The 22,878-nt window shown below is 41.2% G+C and carries 20 protein-coding genes and 1 riboswitch; of the genes, 5 read left to right on the forward strand and 15 right to left on the reverse strand.

What is annotated here, in order from left to right; translation table 11 throughout:
* Nucleotides 1–2 precede the first annotated feature (2 nt).
* Complete coding sequence (locus G413_RS0108340) at nt 3–1,742, forward strand: ABC transporter ATP-binding protein (RefSeq protein ID WP_022790439.1); 1,740 nt, start codon at nt 3–5, stop codon at nt 1,740–1,742.
* Nucleotides 1,735–3,597 (forward strand): ABC transporter ATP-binding protein, encoded by a 1,863-nt coding sequence (locus G413_RS0108345; protein ID WP_022790440.1) that lies wholly within the window; start codon nt 1,735–1,737, stop codon nt 3,595–3,597. The genes G413_RS0108340 and G413_RS0108345 overlap by 8 nt, the downstream gene beginning before the upstream one ends.
* 103 nt (nt 3,598–3,700) lie before the next feature.
* Here G413_RS0108345 and G413_RS0108350 read toward each other — a convergent pair whose 3' ends face one another.
* Nucleotides 3,701–4,552: a DegV family protein gene (locus tag G413_RS0108350; RefSeq protein WP_022790441.1), complete on the reverse strand. Its 852-nt coding sequence runs from the start codon at nt 4,550–4,552 to the stop codon at nt 3,701–3,703.
* Nucleotides 4,553–5,419: a DegV family protein gene (locus G413_RS0108355; RefSeq protein ID WP_022790442.1), complete on the reverse strand. Its 867-nt coding sequence runs from the start codon at nt 5,417–5,419 to the stop codon at nt 4,553–4,555.
* A 139-nt stretch (nt 5,420–5,558) separates the two neighbouring features.
* On the opposite strand from G413_RS0108355, the gene G413_RS0108360 reads away from it, so the two are divergent.
* Complete coding sequence (locus G413_RS0108360; protein ID WP_022790443.1) at nt 5,559–6,263, forward strand: ABC transporter ATP-binding protein; 705 nt, start codon at nt 5,559–5,561, stop codon at nt 6,261–6,263.
* On the forward strand, nt 6,263–9,535 hold the full coding sequence (locus tag G413_RS0108365; RefSeq protein WP_022790444.1) for an FtsX-like permease family protein: 3,273 nt from the start codon (nt 6,263–6,265) through the stop codon (nt 9,533–9,535). The genes G413_RS0108360 and G413_RS0108365 overlap by 1 nt, the downstream gene beginning before the upstream one ends.
* Nucleotides 9,536–9,637: 102 nt before the next feature.
* Here G413_RS0108365 and pyk read toward each other — a convergent pair whose 3' ends face one another.
* From pyk to G413_RS0108420, 11 genes are all read right to left on the reverse strand, one after another.
* Nucleotides 9,638–11,068 (reverse strand): pyruvate kinase, encoded by a 1,431-nt coding sequence (pyk, locus tag G413_RS0108370; protein WP_022790445.1) that lies wholly within the window; start codon nt 11,066–11,068, stop codon nt 9,638–9,640.
* A 30-nt stretch (nt 11,069–11,098) separates the two neighbouring features.
* A complete protein-coding gene (gene pfkA, locus G413_RS0108375) occupies nt 11,099–12,061 on the reverse strand; it encodes a 6-phosphofructokinase (RefSeq protein ID WP_022790446.1) in 963 nt (320 codons plus the stop codon).
* Nucleotides 12,062–12,232: 171 nt separating this feature from the next.
* Nucleotides 12,233–12,970, reverse strand: coding sequence for an amino acid ABC transporter ATP-binding protein (locus tag G413_RS0108380; RefSeq protein ID WP_022790447.1), 738 nt, complete (start codon nt 12,968–12,970; stop codon nt 12,233–12,235).
* Nucleotides 12,971–12,979: 9 nt separating this feature from the next.
* The gene (locus G413_RS0108385; protein WP_022790448.1) at nt 12,980–13,708 is read right to left on the reverse strand and encodes an amino acid ABC transporter permease; all 729 of its coding nucleotides are present in this window, start codon (nt 13,706–13,708) and stop codon (nt 12,980–12,982) included.
* Nucleotides 13,709–13,724: 16 nt separating this feature from the next.
* Nucleotides 13,725–14,549, reverse strand: a complete 825-nt coding sequence (locus G413_RS0108390) for a transporter substrate-binding domain-containing protein (RefSeq protein ID WP_022790449.1) — start codon at nt 14,547–14,549, stop codon at nt 13,725–13,727.
* 75 nt (nt 14,550–14,624) lie between these two features.
* A riboswitch (Lysine riboswitch) is annotated at nt 14,625–14,790 on the reverse strand.
* A 120-nt stretch (nt 14,791–14,910) separates the two neighbouring features.
* Nucleotides 14,911–15,300 (reverse strand): DUF2752 domain-containing protein, encoded by a 390-nt coding sequence (locus G413_RS0108395; RefSeq protein ID WP_162138405.1) that lies wholly within the window; start codon nt 15,298–15,300, stop codon nt 14,911–14,913.
* Nucleotides 15,293–16,342: a GYF domain-containing protein gene (locus G413_RS11825; RefSeq protein ID WP_022790451.1), complete on the reverse strand. Its 1,050-nt coding sequence runs from the start codon at nt 16,340–16,342 to the stop codon at nt 15,293–15,295. The genes G413_RS0108395 and G413_RS11825 overlap by 8 nt, the downstream gene beginning before the upstream one ends.
* 58 nt (nt 16,343–16,400) lie before the next feature.
* On the reverse strand, nt 16,401–16,919 hold the full coding sequence (locus G413_RS11320) for a VanZ family protein (protein WP_162138406.1): 519 nt from the start codon (nt 16,917–16,919) through the stop codon (nt 16,401–16,403).
* 111 nt (nt 16,920–17,030) lie between these two features.
* A complete protein-coding gene (locus tag G413_RS0108410; RefSeq protein ID WP_022790453.1) occupies nt 17,031–17,870 on the reverse strand; it encodes a DegV family protein in 840 nt (279 codons plus the stop codon).
* 3 nt (nt 17,871–17,873) lie between these two features.
* Nucleotides 17,874–18,704: a Cof-type HAD-IIB family hydrolase gene (locus G413_RS0108415; protein WP_022790454.1), complete on the reverse strand. Its 831-nt coding sequence runs from the start codon at nt 18,702–18,704 to the stop codon at nt 17,874–17,876.
* A gap of 78 nt (nt 18,705–18,782) precedes the next feature.
* Nucleotides 18,783–19,910, reverse strand: coding sequence for an aldo/keto reductase (locus tag G413_RS0108420; protein ID WP_022790455.1), 1,128 nt, complete (start codon nt 19,908–19,910; stop codon nt 18,783–18,785).
* Between the two features lie 110 nt (nt 19,911–20,020).
* On the opposite strand from G413_RS0108420, the gene eutH reads away from it, so the two are divergent.
* Nucleotides 20,021–21,052 (forward strand): ethanolamine utilization protein EutH, encoded by a 1,032-nt coding sequence (gene eutH, locus G413_RS0108425; RefSeq protein WP_022790456.1) that lies wholly within the window; start codon nt 20,021–20,023, stop codon nt 21,050–21,052.
* 8 nt (nt 21,053–21,060) lie between these two features.
* Here eutH and cysK read toward each other — a convergent pair whose 3' ends face one another.
* Both cysK and G413_RS0108435 read right to left on the reverse strand, forming a co-directional pair.
* Complete coding sequence (cysK, locus tag G413_RS0108430; RefSeq protein WP_022790457.1) at nt 21,061–21,993, reverse strand: cysteine synthase A; 933 nt, start codon at nt 21,991–21,993, stop codon at nt 21,061–21,063.
* 93 nt (nt 21,994–22,086) lie between these two features.
* Nucleotides 22,087–22,878, reverse strand: a 792-nt coding sequence (locus tag G413_RS0108435; protein ID WP_022790458.1) for a transketolase family protein, incomplete at its 5' end; no start/stop codon positions are given.

A 22,878-nucleotide genomic window follows, 5' to 3' on the forward strand; every position in this document is an offset into this window, starting at 1 on the left:
ATATGTTAAAAACATTGATGGCTCAAATCAAAGAATACAAGATCAATACGATCAAGTCTCCGCTTTATGTCATCATTGAAGTTATCATGGAAGTCCTGATTCCCTTTCTGATGTCTATTCTGGTCGATCAAGGTATCGAACAAGGAAATATGGATATCGTTTGGAAAATCGGCGGTACTATGGTTGCCTGTGCCTTTATCGGACTGTGGGCCGGTGCACAAAGTGGAAAACATGCCGCGATTGCCAGCAGTGGTTTTGCGAAAAATCTTCGTAAAGCGGAATATGAAAACATTCAAAAGTTTGCCTTCAGCAACATCGACCAATATTCAACCGGAGGGTTAATCACACGTATGATGACTGATGTCACCAATGTACAGATGGCCTTTCAGATGATCATTCGTGTCTGTGTTCGAGCCCCATTTATGTTGATTGCTGCTTTAGGCATGTGCTTCTTTATCAACTTTCAACTATCTTTAGTATTTGTCGTTGTCATTATCTTTTTAGGGATTGCCTTATTTGCGGTCAGCTTTGTCGTTCACCCTATCTTTGAAAAGATGTTTAGAAAATACGATGCCTTAAATGCTTCTGTACAGGAAAATATCAGCGGCATTCGTGTTGTCAAAGCGTATGTCCGCAGTAAATTTGAAACTCAAAAATTTCATAAAGAAAGTGGCGATATTTACCACATTCAGATGAAAGCTGAAAAAATCCTGATTTGGAACATGCCTTTGATGCAGTTAAGTATGTATGGTGCCATTTTGATGATTTCCTGGTTTGGGGCGCATATGATCGTTGGTTCTTCACTAACAACCGGTGAATTGATGTCTTTGTTTACTTATACGGCCAACATCTTAATGTCTTTGATGATGTTTAGTATGGTCTTTGTCATGGTCGTTATGTCCATTGCCAGTGGTGAGCGTATTGCGCAGGTTATCAATCAGAAAAGTGATCTGGTTTCTCCTGAAAACGGCATCAAAGAAATCAAAAACGGACAAATCGATTTTGAAGATGTTTACTTTGAATACACCAACATTCAAGATGAAGCCAATTATGTCTTAGACAATATCGATCTGCATATCCCAAGTGGCTCGACTTTAGGAATCTTGGGAGCTACCGGATCGGCCAAATCATCATTGGTACAGTTGATCCCAAGACTTTACGATGTAACTGGCGGAAGCGTAAAAGTAGCCGGTATCGATGTTCGTGATTACGATCTGGAAAGTCTAAGAAACAGTGTGGCCATGGTTCTTCAAAAGAACGTATTGTTTTCCGGAACCATTAAAGAAAATATGCGCTGGGGTGATCCAAATGCTACCGATGAAGAAATCGAAGAAGCTTGTAAATTAGCACAGGCCGATGAATTTATTCAGAAAATGCCGGATAAATACGATACGTACATCGAACAAGGTGGAACCAACGTTTCTGGTGGACAGCGTCAGCGTTTATGTATCGCGCGTGCGATCTTGAAAAAACCAAAAATCTTGATTTTGGATGATTCGACCAGCGCTGTCGATACTAAAACCGATGCCTTGATTCGTCAGGCTTTCATGGAAAAAATTCCGGATACGACACGGATCATCATTTCACAGCGTGTCAGTTCCATTCAGGACTCGGATCAGATCCTTGTGTTGGATGAGGGACATATTTCCGGATTAGGAACACACGAAGAATTGTTGAAGACCAACAAGCTCTATCGTGAAACTTTCCAGGAACAACAGAAAGGAGGCAGTTTAAGTGAATAAGACAAAAAACAACGGACTTTCTCGTATCATCAAAGTCACGATTTCAAATTATAAACTGGCCTGCTTCTTTATCTTGATCTTTATTTTAATTAGCTGTTTTGCCAATGTATATGGATCCACTTTCCTAAAAGATTTGATTGACGTGTATATCGTACCGATGTTAAGTCAGGATACACCGGATTTTGAACCGCTGGTACAAGCGTTATTGACATTGTTGAGTATTTATGTGGCCGGTATTCTTTGTACCTATTTATACAACCGTATTCTGTTGAATGTTGCCTTAGGTACCTTACGTGATACTCGTGACCACTTGTTTGAACATATGGAAACCTTGCCGATCGGCTATTTTGATACCCATGCACATGGCGATATCATGTCGATCTATACCAACGATACCGACACTCTTCGTCAGCTGTTGACGATGGCTGTACCGCAGATGATCGTAAGTATCGTGACCATGATTTCCGTTTTGATCTCCATGTTGATTCTGGATATCCCTTTGACAATCGTTGCGATTGTGATGGCCGTTATCATGATCATCGTATCTCGCTTTATCACTTCCCGCTCCGGCCGATATTTCCGCGCCCAGCAGGATGATTTAGGAAAAGTCAACGGATTTATTGAAGAGATGGTCGAAGGAAGCAAGGTCATCAAAGTCTTCTGTCATGAAGAACAAAGCTTAAAAGACTTTAATGTGGTCAACGATCAGTTGTTTAAAGCCAGTGCCAATGCGAATATGTTTGCCAATATTTTGATGCCGATCATCGGAAACTTAGGCTATTTAAGCTATGTTTTGACTGCCATTATCGGATCCTTACTGGCACTTAATGGAATCGGTGGTTTAACGTTAGGTACAATTGCCGCTTTCTTACAGTTGAACCGTTCTTTCAATAACCCGATTGGTCAGATTTCGCAACAGATCAACTCCGTTGTCATGGCCGCTGCCGGTGCTTCTCGTATCTTTGAACTGATCGATACACCAAGCGAGGTCGATGACGGAAAAGTCACTTTGACCAATGTGGAAATTCATGAAGATGGCTCGCTTAGCGAGACAGATAAAAATACCGGACATTGGTGCTGGCGTCACCCAAGAGAAGATGGCAGTGTTGAACTGGTTCCATTAAAAGGGGATGTACGTTTCCACGATGTCATCTTTGGCTACAATGAAAAGAAAACGATTTTACACGACATCAATCTATTTGCCAAACCAGGTGAAAAAATTGCCTTTGTCGGTGCAACCGGTGCCGGTAAGACAACGATCACCAATTTGATCAACCGTTTCTATGATATTCAAAACGGATCGATCACCTACGATGGTATCGATATCAAACTGATCAAAAAAGATGATCTAAGACGTTCTTTAGGTATCGTATTGCAGGATACAAACTTATTTACCGGAACGATCATGGATAACATTCGATATGGTAAACTGGATGCGACCGATGATGAATGTATCAAAGCAGCAAAACTTGCCAATGCGCATGAATTCATCAAGCATTTAGATCACGGCTATCAAACGATGATCACAGGCTCCGGCACATCGCTTTCACAGGGACAGAAACAGTTATTGTCCATTGCCCGTGCTGCCGTTGCCAATCCACCGGTATTGATTTTGGATGAAGCCACTTCATCCATCGACACACATACGGAACGTATCGTGCAGGATGGTATGGATAAGCTGATGCAGGGACGAACAGTATTTGTCATAGCCCACCGTTTGAGTACCATTCAAAACAGTGATGCGATCATGGTATTGGAAAATGGTCGAATCATTGAGCGAGGAAGCCATGATGATTTGATCCAACAAAAAGGAACGTACTATCAGTTATATACCGGTGCCTTCGAATTAGAATAAAAAAAGATAGAACTTGCCAAGATCTAAAATCTTGCACAAGTTCTATTTTTTTGTTTTATCTTTATGTATGACAAAAGCCCTCCATCAAACAGAGGGCTTTCTATTATGCATTTTCATTAAAGACTTGTAAGGCCAGGCAGCCTAAACCGGTATGAATGCCTACGGCACTGACCAAATCAATGATCTTTACTTTAGCGCCATCAAATGACTTTTGTATTTTTTGCGCATAATCAACAGCAGCATCCAATACATCGACATGAGCAACGATAAAAGTAAAATCCGAAAGAACACCTTTTTCCTTTATAAATTCAATCACTCGATCCTGGGCTTTTGACATGGTTCTGACTTTTGCCAATACATCAACACGCCCCTTAGTCTTTTTATCCAAATACAAAACCGGCTTGATTTTTAACAGGCCGCCTAAAACAGCCGCTGTCGGTGTTAGTCTTCCCCCTCGTTTCATATGGTGAAGATCATCACACAATAAAATGGTTTCGCAGCTTTGGGCAATACGCTCCAGACGGGCAATAGTCTCTTCAATCGTATGACCGGATTCAATCATCTCCTTGGCAATCTCGATCATTCTACCCTGTACAACCGCGGTAACATAACAATCTACGCCATAAAACTGTAAATTGGCTTCCTTGGCCATCATTTCCAAGGTATCATACGTGCTGGATAAACCTTTACAGATAGGTACACAGAATACCGCATCATAGCCTTCCTTTTTTAAATCTTCAAAAAGATCTTCAATCAAACCTGGTTTTGGCAGACTTGTCTTCATCAAGATTTGTTCATGTAGATTTTCAATAACCTTGGCATAGGGAATAGTGACATACTCATCATAGGAATTACCATTATATTCGATCTGTAAAGGAAGACAATAGATTCCCCGTTCTTTCCAATAGTCCGGATCATGTCCGGTACCGGTATCCGTTACAAATGCGATTTTCATTTAATCGGCCCCCTTCACCTTTTTACAATACTGAAAAGCAACCGAACCAAGTCCGGTATGAGCGGCAATGACACTGCAGATCGATTCTCTTTCGATCTTGACATCTTTTCCGATCAAAGCCTGTAATTCTTCCACGCATAGCTTTGCGTTTTCTTCTGATGCGGAATCCAGGACAAAATATACGCAATCTCCTGCCTCTTTGGCACCCTTGGCAGTCAGCTTAGCCGCCTTGGAAATAGCTTTGGCCATGGTACGAACCTTATCGCAGGTCCCTACTTTTCCTTCCGAATTCTTGCTGACTTCAAGAATCGGTTTAATTTTCAACATGCCGGCCAGTTTGGCAGCCATCGGTGTCAAACGTCCACCACGAGCTAAATGATTCAAGTCTTCCGGAATCAAAAAGCCCTGTGAATGCTCTACGACAGCCTGTAAACGATGAATGATTTCATCTGGTACATAACCTTTATCATTTAACTTGGCAGCACTGATCGCCAAATATTTTTCCACGCTTAATGTCGTATAAATATCAAGTGTATGTACCTTGATTTCATGCCATTTGGCACTGGCCTGTATAGCCTGATTGGTCCCCGATAAACCGCTGGATAACGTGACTGCCACAACATCGGTCACGCCTTCTTTTTTATATTGATCAAAAAGCTCTTCGATCATGCCTAAAGGTGGCATGCTGGTTTGCGGTAAATAGCCTTTATCGATCAAATCATATAACTGTTCTGTCGTTAGATCGATACCGTCTAAATACGTTTTATTTTCTACAATGACCTGTAAAGGCAAATAATCTAAGTGGTACTGTGCTGCCTCTTCTTTGGTCAAGCCACAGCCACTGTCTGTCAATACTCTTACTTTCATTTTGACTCTCCATTCTTTGGCTATATGGTATCACGATATCTGGCTTTTCTCAATCGTGCTCCCCTTGGAATCCCAAAATTCCCCCTGTCATTTTGACAGGGCCATGGTATAATTGTAGTAACAATACAGAGGTGTTTTTATGGCCGGTTTTATTACATTTGAGGATGTCAGAAAAACATATACAATGGGAGAAATCAAGATTCATGCGCTGGATGGCGTATCTTTTTCCATTGATCAAGGTGAGTTTGTCATTATCGCCGGTGCCAGTGGAGCCGGTAAGAGTACGATCTTAAATCTTTTAGGCGGCATGGATACTGTCACCGAAGGAAAGATCATCGTCGATCATCAAACGATCAGTGCCTATAACGAAAAAGAGCTGACACTGTATCGTCGCTATGATGTCGGTTTTGTCTTTCAGTTTTATAACCTGGTACAAAATCTAACGCTCAAAGAAAATGTAGAACTTGCCACACAAATTTGTAAAAATCCTTTAGATATAGAAGAAACCATACGATCTGTTGGATTGGAAGAAAGAATGGATAACTTTCCGAGTCAACTTTCCGGTGGTGAACAACAACGTGTTGCGATTGCCAGAGCACTGGCCAAAAATCCAAAGCTTTTACTTTGTGACGAACCAACAGGGGCTCTTGACTACAAAACAGGAAAACAAGTCTTGAAAGTCTTACAGGATACTTGTCGCAAACAAAAGAAGACAGTTGTTGTCATCACACACAATCTTGCCTTAACGCCGATGGGCGATAAAGTCATCAAAGTAAGGAGCGGAAAGATCGACTCGATTGAAATCAATCCTTCTCCAATGGATATTGATCAGATTGAATACTGATGCCTAGAACGTTTTTAAAAAATATCTTCTGCGAGATCAAAAGCTCTTTTGGACGATTCTTTTCCATTCTTTCGATCGTTGCAATTGGAGTTGCCTTTTTTGCGGGCGTAAAAGCCTCCGCTCCCGACATGAAGTATTCTGCCGATCAATATTTTGACCAACAAAATTTACAGGACATCCAAATCTATTCGACCTTGGGGTTAACGAAAGAGGATATCGATGCGATTTCCAAAATAGAAGGTGTGGATCGTGTACAGGGCCTCTATACGATGGATGTGCTGACCAAAAAAGAAAATACACAACTGGTATTAAAGCTTTTCTCGCTTCCCGATCAGCAGGAAGTCAATACGATTCGTTTGGTGGATGGACGCATGCCGGAAAATGAAAATGAATGCTTGATTGAGGCTGCCAGTGCCACCAATACACTCTTTGGAAATTTAGAGATCGGTGAAAAGATCACATTGACCAGTGGCACTGATACGCCAATCAGTGATTCCCTGCAGCAGGATACTTATACGATCGTCGGTACTTGTTATACACCAACGTATTTGAGTTATCAAAAAGGAAGCAGCTCGATCGGTTCCGGTACCTTAAATGGGTTTATTTTTGTGCCGGAAGAAAACATCAAATCCGAATACTATACAGAAGCCGATGTACTTGTCAAAGGTGCTAAAGCGTACAATTCCTACGATGAAGAATACTTTGATATCATCGATCCTGTGGTAAAAAGATTGGAAGACATGGCCGATGGACAAATCAAGATTCGTTTAGAAGAAAGTCAGGCCGCTGTGGATGATGCCCAAGCAGAGTTTAACAGTGAAATTCAAAATGCGCAGAATCAATTAGATGAAGCCAGTCAACAAATTGAAGATGGCAGTGCACAGCTGCAACAGAGTGAACAAACATTGGCAGACTCCAAAGCACAGCTGGATGCCGGATGGAAGGAATACTATGCCGGTCAAAGGGCATTAGAAAATCTGCCGACTTTAAATGCGGCGCTGGAACAGATCAAACAGGCCGAAGCCAATCTTCCGGCTGTACAGGAAGGACTGGCACAACTGCAAAGTGGTCTGGAACAAATACAGGCACAAAAAACACAACTACAGCCAACGTATGATCAAGCGCTTCAAATAAAACCGGAATTAGAAAAACAGCTGAAACAGCTGGAAGATCAAATTGCTGCTTTACCACCGGATTCTGAACTTTTAGATCCATTGAACCAAGCTAAGGCCACCCTGGAAGAACAGCTGGCACAAATTGATCAAGCAATCCAGGGCTATGAATATTTAGTAAATCAGGAACAATCCTTACAAACACAATATACACAACTTCAAACACAGGAAGCAAACATTCAACAAGCGATTCAACAAAAACCGGAACTGTTGGCAAATCGTGATGCCTTATTAGCTGCCCAAAGCCAGCTTGAGACAGCTTATAACCAGCTTGTACAAGCCCAACAACAATATGAAACTGGTTTAACACAACTGGAAAGTGCCAAACAAGATTTAGAAAGCGGACGCCAGGAGTTGATAGAGGGGCAGCAGGAGTTAGATTCTCAAAAACAGGAAGCACAAAAAGAAATCGATGAAGCCCAAAAACAAGTGGATGAATTGAACGGCGAATGGATGGTACTGGATCGTAACTCCCATTACTCATACCGAGATTATGGCGCCTGTGCCGATCGAATGGATGGAATTGCTGCGGTATTCCCTGTCTTCTTCTTTATGGTGGCTGCCCTTGTTTGTATGACAACCATGACAAGAATGGTTGATGAACAAAGAAATGAAATCGGTACTTTAAAGGCTTTGGGGTATTCTAAGATACAAATCGCCAGCAAATATTTAATCTATGCCCTGATTGCCAGCATTATAGGCTCTGCCATTGGATGTGCAGTGGGTATGATTGTCTTTCCAACTGTGATCTTTACCGCATGGAATATGTTATATAATTTAGAGACCATTCATTTCGCATCACAGCCAGGTTTGATTTTACTGGCCTCCGGTTCTGTAACCGGAATTACTTTACTGGCTACGATTTATTCGATTTATGCCGAACTTATGGAAGTTCCAAGCCAGCTAATGCGTCCAAAAGCATCCAAAGCCGGAAAGAAAATTTTACTGGAACGTATTAAACCGTTGTGGAACCGACTTACCTTTTTACATAAAGTCACCGCCCGAAATATCTTCCGCTACAAGAAGCGTTTCTTTATGACCGTCATCGGTATTGCCGGATGTTCGGCCTTGTTGGTAGCCGGATTTGGAATCAACGACAGTATTGGCGATATTGCCCAACAACAATATGGCAACATCTATCACTATAATGCCACGACCTCGGTCACTCAGGAAAGCGAATCGTTAGCCGACCAGATTCAAGATCTAAAAGGTGTGGATGCTCTCTTTGAAGAACAACAATTCTCCGGTACAGTTAATATCGAAGGAGAGGATCAGACAGTCACTTCACACATCATTGAGGATTTAGAACATTTTGATGCGTTTACCACTTTAAAAACGATGAAAGATGATTCTTTATCTTTAAGCGATCAAGGCGTACTGATCTCTCAGAAGCTTGCTGATAAATTGAATTTGCAGATAGGCGATACTTTCCAAATCACCAGTGATGATAAAAATCTGGAAATCAAGGTCAGCGGCATCTTTGAAAACTATGTAGGTCATCATATCTACATGACAAAAGATTACTTCAACACATTCCATCAAAGTATCGATGTGAATACGATCTACATGCTCAAAACAAAGGATCAAAGTGAGAGCTTTGAAAAAGAATTAGGAAATCAATTGATGGAACTTAATGGCGTAGAAAGTGTTACTTTCTATTCATCCTTACAGAAAAACTTTACTGATATGATCAGCAGCATTTCCTTTATCGTTGTGGTATTGGTCATCAGTGCCGCCTTATTAGCCTTTGTGGTATTGTATAATTTAAGTAATGTCAATATCAGCGAAAGAGTCCGTGAAATCGCAACGATCAAAGTCTTAGGTTTCACAAAACGAGAAGTAAATCAATATGTCAATCGAGAAGGGATCTTATTATCGATCATAGGTGCCCTATTAGGATTATTTATCGGTATCGGCCTTCATCATCTGATCATGAATTTAGCCGAAATGGATGATGTGATGTTTGGCCGAACGATCCTTCCACAATCTTATCTGATCAGTTTTGCGATGACCATGATCTTTACATTGATCATTAACTTCTTCATGTCCTTTAAATTAAAAAAGATTCAAATGGTTGAATCTTTAAAAGCAGTAGAGTAAGGCTAAAAACCTTACTCTTTTCATTTGTCGCTTCCCGGTAGTGACCCAAGAAAAAAGCTATGAACTTTCGTTTCCTACTCATTCATAGCGGATTGTGATTACTTAGTTTTCAGTGATTTCGACAATACGCATCATATTTGTTGCCCCGTGTCCTTCCGGATAACCGGCAACAACAATGATGAAATCGCCGTAATGGCAACCCTTCATCAAGGCAATATTCTTTGCCAAATCCACATCATTCTCGCGTGTGTTCTGAATATCGCTGAAATATGGCTCTACACCAAAGATTGGAAGCATGGCTCTTTCCGTAACTTCGTCAAAACATACACCGATGATTGGAGCTTCTGGTCTAAAACGTGCCAAACGACGAGCTGTTAGACCACTCTGTGTAAAGGCAATGATGCATTTGATATCCAACGCAATAGATGTATCGGCAGCACTGACACCAATGGCATCGTTCAAAGAATTACGTGAAGTACGAATTCCTTGTTTTAAACGTTGTTGATAAGGAATCATAGGCTCGATCGCATCGGCGATACGGTGCATTGTCTGTACACATTCTACCGGATAATGACCGGCAGCACTTTCTCCTGACAACATGATACAGTCTGTACCATCCATAATCGCATTGGCAACGTCACTGGCTTCTGCACGTGTTGGACGTGGGTTTTCCTGCATACTTTCCAACATATGTGTAGCTGTGACAACTGGTTTACCTAATTCGTTGGCAATTGAGATGATCTGTTTCTGATAAATCGGAACCATTTCCAGGCTGACATCAACACCTAAGTCACCACGGGCAACCATGACACCGTCACTGACTTCCAAAATATCACGCAGGTTATCAAAACCTTCCTGGTTTTCGATCTTAGGGAAAATCTGAATGTTGTCTTTTCTTTCAGAAATCAAGATCTTACGAATGGCCAATACATCATCTTTACGGCGTGTAAAGCTGGCTGCGATATAATCCACATCTTGTTTACATCCAAAACGAATATCAGCTTCATCCTTTTCCGAAATGAAAGGCATACTTAATACAACACCTGGCAAGTTACATCCTTTACGGCTCTTTAAGAAGTGAGGGTTTTCAATACGTCCCTGAATCTCATCTTCTGTTACTTCCAGAATCGTCACTTTTAATTTTCCGTCATCCATTAAGATACAGTCACCGGCTTTTACATCGTGGAATACCTCCGGACACCGCAGTGTAAACTGTTCATGTGTTCCTTCTACTTCCTTTTTAACGATCTTGACAATGTCACCTTCATTAAACTGGCAGCCACCATCTTTAAAATCACCTAAACGGATTTCCGGACCTTTTGTATCCAATAAGATACCGATTGGTTTATTTAACTCCTTAGAAACTTCACGAATCAATTTGATTCGATTGCCATGTTCTTCATAACTTCCATGAGAGAAGTTCAAACGGGCAATGTTCATACCGGCCAAAACCAGCTTCTTCAAAGTTTCCTTATCTTCACTGGCCGGACCAATCGTACAAATAATTTTTGTCTTCTTGTCACTAATACACATAATTTTTTTCGATTCCTTCCTTTTTTCCTTCTAAACTAATCGTTCGAATAAGTTTTGTAATGGCTTACGAGATTCAGCAGGCATGCTCAGTGCCTTTTCGATCGGGTAAGATACGATCTTATTGTCGCGAATGCAGACACAGTGTCCTCCAATGCCCTGCATTAAAAGATCTACTGCTTTTTCTCCCATTTGAGATGCCAACATACGATCATATGGACATGGTGAACCACCACGCTGAATGTGACCTAATACAGTTGCCCTTCCTGAAAAACCTGTATTTAACGTCACTTTCTTGGCAAACTGATCGACATCGGTGATCTTCTCGGAAATCACGACAATCGCATGTTTTTTCTTTCGTATAATATCCAAATCGCGTAAGCGATCCAAAACGTCATTTTCATCAAAACCGGTTTCACTGGTCACGATCATATCGGCTCCGGATGCGATTCCAGACCAAAGTGCCAGATCCCCACAACGGTTTCCCATAACTTCGACAATAGAACAGCGATGATGAGAATTTGATGTATCACGCAGTTTATCGATTGCATCGACAACGGTTTCCAATGCCGTATGGAATCCAATCGTGAAATCTGTACAGGTGATATCGTTATCGATCGTACCCGGCAAACCGATACAATTGATTCCCATTTCTGTCAACGACAAGGCACCACGATACGAACCGTCTCCTCCGATAACAACAACGGCCTCAATGCCTCGTTTGGAAAGCTGATGAATGGCCTTGCGGCGAACTTCCTCATCTTTAAACTCCGGTAAACGGGCCGATCCAAGAATCGTTCCTCCTCGGTTGACAATCTCACGAATCGTTTCGCGAGTCATCGGTTCAATATAGCCCTCTACCATTCCTTTGTATCCATTATAGATACCGAATACTTCAAGGCCACTGTTCAAACCGACTTTTGTGACAGCTCGTATGGCTGCATTCATCCCCGGCGAGTCTCCTCCTGAGGTTAAAATCCCGATTCTTCTAACCATATGTATTCCTCCTAAGAACAATCTTTAACCATTCTATAGCACTTTAAATATAACACAATGCCCGTCGAAAAAGAAGAAAAAAAACTGTTAAGTTTCTATGAAATTTGGATTGTAACAGAATTGAAAAATGTAACTGTTTTCAAAATGACCAACCACAAAAAAAGACCGTTTTTAACGGTCAAAATAACGTGATAAGAATTGTTTTGTACGCTGGTGCTGCGGTTTTTCAAAAATCTGCTGCGGTGTTCCTTCTTCGGCAATGACACCTTTGTCCATAAAAATCACACGATCACTGACATCTTTGGCAAACTGCATCTCATGGGTCACAATAGCCATTGTCAAGCCTTCTTTGGCTAGTGTCTGCATAACTTCTAAAACATCGCCAACCATTTCCGGGTCTAACGCAGATGTTGGTTCATCAAACAGTAAGACTTCCGGATCCATACATAAAGCACGGGCAATCGCCACACGTTGCTTTTGTCCACCGGATAAACGTGTCGAACTGGCATCGGCAAAATTCTGCATACCGACTTCTTCCAAGTGCTGCATGGCAATTTTTTGTGCTTCTTCTTTCGAACGCTTTAAGACTTTGATCTGGCCGATCATACAATTTTCTAAAACGGTCTTATTCGCAAATAAATTAAAGCTTTGAAAAACCATTCCCACTTTGGAACGATAGGTTGTCAAAGGAAGCTTGCCACTTAAAATATCTGTTCCTTTATATAAGATGTTTCCGCCATCCGGAATCTCCAACAAGTTGATACAGCGAAGAAGCGTACTTTTTCCCGAACCGGAGGATCCGATAATCGTAACCACTTCTCCTTTATTGATTTCAAAGTCGATATCGTTTAAAACTTGAAGATCCCCAAAATGTTTTTTCAAATGTTGTACTTGAATGACTGTTTCCATACAAACCTCCTATGCACAGTTTTCCTTGATTGTTACTGTCTTTGTCTTGTTGATTTTTCTTTCCACAGCATTCAGGATCAATGTTGCGATCGTTGTTAAGGCAAGGTACATCACCATTTCCAAAAAGTAAACTTCGGCAAATTTCATGTTACTTCCGGCTACCGAAGAAGACTGGAAGTAAAGCTCTGTTACCTGGATCGCATTTAACATACAGCTGTCTTTGATGTTGACGATCAGCTGATTTCCAATCGTCGGAAAGGTGTTTTTAATGGCTTGCGGAAAAATAATGGAAACCATCGTTTGAAACGTTGTCATCCCCAGGGATTTTGCCGCTTCACTTTGTCCGGCATCGATAGACTGAATACCACCACGAATAATTTCCGCCATATAGGCACCAGTATTGACTGAGATGATGATCAAACCGGCCGAGAAACCTGTCCATCCTAAAATCGGACGAAGCAAGTAGAAAAAGAACAAGGCCTGTACCATCATCGGTGTACCCCTAAAAAACCAGACATAGAAGCCTACGATCCATCTCGCAAGCTTCTTTAAAATCTTAACAGGAAATGAATCCATGGGATCTTCCGGAATTGCACGCAAGGCTCCGGTTATCAATCCCAGGATCAGCCCGACAACCGTACCAACGATTGCGAATAAGAGAGTATTTTGGATACCGTAAGAAAACAAGCTCCAATTCTCTATAAATATTTCATATGCCCTTCCAAAATCGATACTCATGGATCATCAAACCTTCCTATTCTTCGGTTGGTGCGTTTTCAACCGCAGTTTTCATATATTCATTTCTTGTATCTTGACTGATGGAATCTAATGCGTCCTGTACACTCTTGAAGAAATCAGAATCGCGTGTTCCTTCTTTCAATCCGATTGATACGGTCGTATCTACATCAAATCCATGTCCTTCTGCAAACTGTACGATCGCAAGTCCTGGATTGGCGGCTACAACACCTTCGGCAACCGGCATTTCCGCTGTTATACCATCGGCTACTCCATTTTGTAAAGCGGCTACTAATTCCGGATACGTTGCAAGTGGTGTCTGATGATCAACACCTTCGATTTGATCGATAACGGTATCATAGTTGGTGTTTTTCTGTCCGATTACTTTATGACCGGAGAAATCCTGGATATCTGTATAACCGGCCATTTCACTGTCCGCACGAACGATCATGACCATTCCTTCACTTTCGTAGTAAGGCGTTGTAAAGTCGATTCCTTCTTCACGCTCATCACTGGCTGTCATACCGGCAACGATCGCATCAATTTCTCCAGAATCCAAAGCAGGCTGCAGACCATCCCATGAAATTTTCTTCACTTCTAATTTTTGACCTAATTCATCGGCAATGGCTTGTGACATCATTACATCATATCCATCACAATATCCTCCACCGCCGCTGATCTCAACGGCAGAGTCGGTTTGGGCATCGGATGTTTGCCAGTTAAACGGCTGATAACCGCATTCCATTCCTACGGTAAACGTGTCATCATTGGCACTGTCTGTACCACTCGAACAACCGGCCAAAGCCAGTGTTCCAACGGCTAATGCTGCAAGTAATTTTTTCATATCTCTTTTCCTCCTAATTTAGGTTGAAAATAGAAAAGACCATATGTGTTATCCATATGGCCTTGGTTCTTTCGCCTTTAAGATAACCCCTCTTCTTGCGAAGGAGTGCATTGAGTATTTCCCAAAGCCCCAAGAAATGACATTGCCATATCATTCCCTTCGGCGATGATTACCTTTCCTGTATTTCACAGCCCGCCGGCTCCCTGCAGTACTCTGATGCATCGCTACCTCTATCTTCAACTGATTTACTTGTATGTGCTCATTATAGGCAGATTAGAAAGGGTTGTCAACCTATTTACTTCCTTTTCTGCACGAACGTCCTTTTAAGTCGTATAAACAATAGATTTCCTATCGTTTACCACTATAAAGAAATATGGAAGAACTGTCCGAAAATACTGTTGGTATCATAAACCATCGGAATATCCGGAAAAATAAAAATCATACGATACATATAATAGACAATCATACAGCCGGCCCACATCCATAGTAACCGCTCTTGCCACTTCCTCTTTTTTTTGATATGGCAGTAGAAGATCAACAAGCCGAAGACCATCGTAGGAATTAACATCGCATGATAAAACATGGAAGCCTTTAGATTTCCCTGAACCAGATAATATAAACTGGTCGTCATATTACAGCCGGGACATGGAATCCCAAAGATTTTTTGTATAGGACAATATACACCGATAAAAAGAAGAAACAGGAGCAATACGAAAACAACTCCTGTCACCTTGATAATCTTTTTACTCATTTCCATAACGACAAATATCGTTTAAAGTGCTTTGGCAAATGGCCATTGAAATGATTCCTAAGCCTAAGAACGGAAGAACTAACATGATAATACTGTTATCGGAAACTCTATATCCATTATCAAATTCTAGCTCACTTAACACTTTTCCGGCTTTCCAGTAAAAGTAAATACCGTATAAACCGCATGTGATCAATGACAACAGAACAACAATTCCCGGCTCTCCAGGTCCAGATTTATTTTGTGCTCTACAACATTCATTGACATCTCTTGCCAAGGTATATAACCAATAGTAATAATAAATGCTGCATGTCACAATGCTTAAGACAATGGACAATCCAATGCTTCTTTCTGAAATATGGATCGGCTTTTTTGTAAAAGTTTGATGCGCACTCTCCTGTTTAGGTGCTTCCGGCATCACATAAGAAGCAAGTTCTGTATCCTTTAAACGCTTCCAGTCAGCCATCCCGGTTTTCCATACAAACGTATTTCCATAAATTTGATGGGCCTGAATCAAGCCTTTCATCTGTTCCACTGTATAAGGACCATTTTGTTTATTGTTGGCATCGACAAAATACCATTGATCTCCTTCCGGCTTTACATCTGGTGTCGGAAGATATTCTTTTAATTCCGTATCTTTTAACTTCTGCCAGTCAGCCATTCCGGCTTTCCATACCAAAGTTTCTTCTTTGATCTGCGCATCACGAATTCGTTCAATCATCTGCTCCAGCGTAAAAGGTCCAGCCGATTGACTTTCCTTGACATAATACCATTCTTCCTCTCGCGCATTTTCTTCTTCCGATTCAACCGGTTCTTCCTGGATAATCGTATCTTCTTCAGTTTCCTCTACTTCTTCCACGACATCTTGTACCGGTTCTTCCGCTTCTGTTGTTTGGCCTTCTTCGATAACTTCTTCTACAACTTCTACTTTTTCTTTTGCGGATGGTGTTTCTTCGACAACATCATCGGTCGGCACAGGAGCACCACATTCCGGACAAAACTTAGCGTTTTCCGGAAGACTATTTCCACATTGTTTACATTCCATGTTCGCATCTCCTTAAAGTTTATTTTGATTAAACAAATTATACCTTATTTTAACTAAATTACAATCTCTGCCTTGGTTTTGAACGAAGGCTGGCGCAGAAAGCAGATATGACCCAACAAAGTCCTAAACTCATTAAAGTTCCGCACATATCCACTATAACATCGTCCATCGTACTGATTCTTCCGATGACCATACTTTGATGAAATTCATCAAATAGTGCATAGCCTAAACAAATCAATAAAGATAAGATGATCTTCCAAAGTCGGGAAATTCCGGCAATGGAAAAAGTAATGTACAATAAAAGCGCAAGAAAGAAATACAAACTGAAATGCGCAATATCACGAATGGTCTGATACCAGTTATCCCCATCCGGAGAAATCGCTTCAATCAAAGATTGAAGTCCATAGTGAAGGTTCTGTCCTATTTCTGTTGAATCCATATATTCATGAACGTTTTCTTTAATGATTTCCTGTACATTGGCACTGCGTTGTCCGGAGGCGTATCCATCTTCACTTGACAACGTATAAATGATAAACATCAAACCCATACAACATACCGCAAACAGAAAAGAAAACAAAAACCGTATTTTTCTATTTTTCATAGGTGACAGTATAAGCATGAACTGTAAGATGAATTTAAAATGAATATGTTAAATTATGGTGTAAAAAAAGCGGAATGCTCCGCCTTTCTAATATTCTATCTTTTTGACGCGTCCAAAACCGATGGTTCCTTTGCCTACATGTGATAAGATGACCGTTTTAAAAGAGTGCTGCTGTACCGGTTGACCGATGGCCTCCTCCAACATCTTTTTACAGTCTTCGCTTTTCTTTGGATCAAAGGCATCGATAACCATCCAGATATAATCCTCCGGATTCACATCCTTTGTCACGACTTCAATTCCTTTTTGATAAGCTTTCTTCAAGGTGCGAACCTTGTCTTCTAAATCAATGGCACCATGACGAATATTCAATAAAGGAACGATCTTCAATAATCCTGCTATAGCGGCAACAGCCGGTGATATACGACCTCCTGCTTTTAATGTATCCAGCTTTTCCGGTATCAATACCGCCAGCAATTCTCCTTCTGTTTCAATTTTTTCCTTGATCTGCGCACAAGTATATCCTTTTTCAATCATCTCTTTGACCATCTGCATCATGATCACCGTTGGATAACAAACAAATTCACTTTGTACAACCGTTACTTTCCCCTCATAGTTCTTTGCCAGTGTGATTGCCGTTTTGTTGGTGCCGGATAAGGCATTGCTTAAGGGAAGATAAAACACCTCATCGTGTGTTTTCAACAAATCATCCCACATGCGTATCATATCACCGACAATTGGCTGAGCCGTTTTTACACTTTTTTGTGCTTCCAACGCCTCTAACACTTGTTCATCGGTAATCGTTTCTGCTTCCATGTATTCTTTTCCATCTACGATAACAGGCATACGCAAAACATGAAGGTTTAGTTCTTTTGCCTTTTCTTTGGTAATATCCGCACTTGAATCGATCATTAATGCAACTTTCTTCATGGTCTAACCTCCTTGATGTCTGAAAAAATGTTTCTCGATATAGTTGGCTACGCCATCATGGTCATTGTCAAATTCTGTGATTTCATCCGCTATGGCCTTGGTATCATCGCTTCCGTTACACATACAAATGCCCCTGCCACTTACTTCCAACATCGTGTTGTCGTTGGTCGTATCGCCAAAAGCCCAAATGTTTTCCAATCCAAAATCATACTGATCAGCCAGCTTTTTAACGGTATAGCCTTTTGATATACGACGATCGGCAAATTCCAACAACGTTGTCTGTGTCTTAAATGCCTTATAATAAGGATTGGGATGTTCATTAAAATACTTTTCGGCCTTCAACGTATCTTCAGCACTCATACGAAACATGATCTTCGCATTATCATAAGCGTATAACTCGGCATCACTTTCGATCACGTGGATCAGTTTTTGTGAGGTCACAGCCGAATGCTTCATCGCTTCATCGATTCTTTGTGCCACCAATTTGCCATCCAAATAAATGAACGCATTGGCTTCAAAGGGATGCATGGCCTCCAGGATTTCCTGGATCCATTCTTTTTTCAACTTATAGTAATCGTATTGCTTATGATGAATTTCATCCCATAGCTCACTACCGTTCATACCAATTAAAACTTCGAAAGGAAAGGAAATCCCCCATCCTGTCGCATAGCGCTGCAGTTCATCCACCGGTCTTCCGGAAGCCAAACCGAAATACACACCTTGCGCATGCAGCTTTTCAATCATATCTTTCGTACGGGGGGTTAATTCCCTCTTTGAATTGATCAGCGTACTGTCAATATCACACAAAACCAAACGTAGTCTATTTGTTTCCATGAAAGAAGTATATCACAAGTATAAATTGTTTTTCTATGGACTAATTGTGAAAAGTGTCTAATTTTTCTCTTGTTTTCTTTATCGTAAACGAACTGTAAAATCTTTTAATACTTCCGAAATATGAATTTGTTGCGGACAAACCTTTTCACAACTATGACATTGTACGCAGACACCAGGCCCTTTGTCTTTCAAGGTAGAAACAACCATAGGGGCAATAAATCCTCCCTGACTAAAGGCATGTTCATTGTATAAGGATAATAATTTGGGAATATCCAGTCCCTGTGGACAACGAGAAGTACAATAACGACAGGAAGTACAAGGAACGACGATCTTCTTTATCATCTCTTCCACAATGGAAAACAGGACTTCTTTTTCCGTATCGTTTAAAGTTTTTTTCGTTGACCACGTTTCAATGTTTTCCTGCAGCTGTTGCATATTCGACATCCCGGAAAGTACCATCTTTACCTGTGGTATACTCTGCAGGAATCGAAAAGCCCAGGCTGGTATGCTTTCCGTAGGGCGAAGCGCATGTAATCGACTTTCATATTCCGGCTTTAACTGGGCCAGCTTGCCACCACGCAAAGGCTCCATGACCCAAACATCAATACCGTATTCATCCAACAACTCCACCTTTTCCTTGGCATGTTGAAATTTCCAATCCACATAATTGATCTGCAGCTGACAAAACTCCATATATTCGCCGTATTCCTTTAAAAATCTTTTTAATACCGGCATTTCTCCATGACAGGAAAAACCTAAATGACAGATTCTTCCCTGTTCCTTTTGTTTTAAAAGATAGTCTAAAATTTGATATTGCGGATCGAGATACGCATCGATATTTTTCTCACAGACATTATGAAATAAATAAAAATCAAAGTATTCTGTTTGACACTTTTGTAGTTGTTTAGTAAAGATTTCTTCAACATGTGGCATATTATCTAAATCATATCCGGGAAATTTGTCAGCCAGATAATATTGCGAGCGATCAAATTTCTTTAAAGCATTGCCTAAAACGATTTCGCTTTGACCTCCATGATAGCCCCATGCGGTATCAAAATAATTGATACCCTGTTCAATCGCATATGCTACCATTTCATTGACTTTGTCTTGATCTGGTTGATTCTCTTTTCCCTCTACAGTAGGTAATCGCATTGCACCTAAGCCTAAACCGGATAATTTCACTCCTTTAAAATCATGTGTAATCAAGATGATCCCCTCCTTTATTTATCTTCAGTTTTATTATAAAACCAATCTCAGTCGTCTTCCAATATCAGTTTACTATAGCCGATAATGTATTTTGCATATACAATATACACATGAATATATTTGTATGCATTCTCATCGGTTTTGCGATTGTAGGTTTACTCGATAAACTTCAAAATGGAAAATGGGGATTGGCCGGATGTATCGACCAGGCTTTAAATACTATGGGCAGTCTCTGTCTTTCCTTATTAGGATTTTATTGTCTGTTTGTCACTTTATCCGACCAGTTAGACCTTTCCTTTTTACGCTTACATCCTTCCAGCAGCGTGATCATAGGCTCTTTATTGTCACCCGATCTAGGCGGTCTGCCGCTAATTCAAAGCTATATTCATGATCCTGCCACCTTTTTTCTAACCGGTGTCTTTTTAACAAGCACGTTAGGATGTCTGATCAGTTTTCAATTTCCTATCTTTTTAGGTCAATTAAAGCCAAAAGAACACCCTCTTTTTATGGAAGGTGTTACGTATGGCTTATTAGGACTCATTCCTATATTGCTTCTATTGTCCTTACAAATCGATTTTGTCCTATTGATTCCACTATTTTGTATCTATGGACTTTTATTTTTAGGATTATGGAAGAATAAAAGCTTGCTGCTGAGGCTTCTTCAGTATTTTGCCAAGGGAATTGAAATCATCGGTCTTCTTTGTTTTGGAATCGTACTTCTCTCTTATTTCTTCCATCTACCTTTTGTATCTATGAATACTTTACTTGATGGATTATTGCTTGTCTTTCAAATCACAATGATTGTTGCCGGCTCGCATGTGTTGTGTCAACTCATTTTACATTATGCCAAAAAGCCACTACAGAGCTTTACAAGGTTTTGCGGTATCGAAACAATGACCTTAATTGGATTGTTGCTTTCTTTAGGCAGTTCCATTGCGATCTTGTCACTGTATCCGAAAATGAGTCCGGAAGGCAAAAGAATCAACGCTGCCTTTTGCGTTAGCGGTGCGTATGCCTTAGGAGGACAAATGGGCTTTATTGCGGCAATGACGGATACAAAGACAACCTTTTTCTTTATCGTATTTAAATTAACAGGTGGACTTTTGGCCATTTATCTAACCAAAAGAAAAAGCCAGAAATAAATTCTGACTTACTCTTGTGTAAACATCGGTGTAGAAAGATAACGCTCTCCGGTATCTGGCATTAAGGCTACGATACGTTTTCCTTCGTTTTCCGGACGCTTTGCCAATTGAATAGCTGCATATACGCTGGCCCCGGAAGATATTCCCACCAATAGTCCTTCTTTTTGGGCAATGGCACGGCCTGTGTTATAGGCATTTTCGTTAGTAACGGTAACAATCTCATCATAGATCTGTGTATTTAACGTATCCGGTACAAATCCGGCGCCGATTCCCTGGATGCCATGTGGACCGGCTTTTCCCTGGGATAATACCGGTGATCCTTCCGGCTCCACCGCAACAATCTTTATATTCGGATTCTTTTCCTTCAAATATTTTCCGGTACCGCTGATTGTTCCACCCGTTCCGACACCTGCCACAAAGATATCAATCTCTCCATCCGTTTGTTCCCAAAGCTCCGGCCCGGTGGTTTCATAATGTGCCTGTGGGTTTTCCAAATTAGTAAACTGACTTGGAATCAAAGAATTTGGCGTACTTTCCTGCAGTTCCTTTGCCTTGGCAATCGCACCTTTCATTCCCTGTGAGCCTGGTGTTAAGACAATCTTGGCTCCATAAGCCTTTAAAAGATTTCTTCTTTCCACACTCATCGTTTCCGGCATGGTAAATATAGCTTTATATCCCTTGGAGGCACAGACAGAAGCTAACCCGATTCCTGTATTTCCACTGGTTGGTTCAATGATCGTCGCTCCTTTTTTCAATAAGCCCTGTTCTTCCGCTTTTTCAATCATTCTTTTCGCAATACGATCTTTTACACTGCCAGCTGGATTAAAGAATTCCACTTTCGCCAACAACTGCACCTTCAATCCTTGTTCCTTTTCCAGATTGGACAGTTCCACTACCGGTGTATTTCCGATGAGCTCTGTAACATTTTTGTAGATAGTCATATGTATGCCTCCTTTATCAACGCCTATCTTTATAGTAGGAATTATAACAAACTTTTCAAAATTGTCAAAAGAACTGCCCTATGGCAGTTCTCGTTACTTCATGATTTCTTTGATCTTTTGGGCAATGCTTGAAGCATCCAAATGATAGTGGGCTAATAAGTCTTTTGGTTTACCGCTTCGTCCAAAACTGTCCTGCATACCCATCATGTACTGACGACATGGTAGTCCATATGGTGCCAGGGTTTCGGCTACTGCTCCACCCAGGCCGCCGATCACATTGTGCTCCTCGATCGTTACGATCACATCATGTGTCTTGGCCGTTTCTAAGATCAAATCCTTATCGATTGGCTTGATCGTGGAAATGTTGATCAGTGTCGGTTCGATACCTTCCAGCTGTTCGATGGCTTTCAAGGATTCCTGTACCATAAGTCCTGTTGCAATGATGGCGATCTTGCTTCCTTTTTTGAGTACCTGTCCCTTGCCGTATTCCCACGTATAACTGTCATCATACACATCCTCTACGCCCAATCGTCCCAAACGTACATAACACGGTCCTTCGATATCGGCCACGGCCTTGATGATCTGTTCGGTCTCCCTGGCATCGCAGGGCTGGAACACTTTCATGTTCGGGATGCTTCGCATGATCGCAATATCCTCCACACTCTGATGGCTGGCGCCGTCTTCGCCTACACTGATCCCCGCATGGGTCGCACACACCTTGACGTTCAAATTCGGATAACAGATGCTGTTGCGGATCTGTTCAAACGCTCTTCCTGCCGCAAACATCGCAAAGCTCGATGCATAGACAATCTTATGACTGGCTGCCAGTCCCGCTGCCACGCCCATCATGTTGCCTTCCGCGATCCCCATATTGAAATGTCTTTC

The organism is Faecalicoccus pleomorphus DSM 20574 (assembly GCF_000420345.1).
Classification (GTDB): domain Bacteria; phylum Bacillota_I; class Bacilli_A; order Erysipelotrichales; family Erysipelotrichaceae; genus Faecalicoccus; species Faecalicoccus pleomorphus.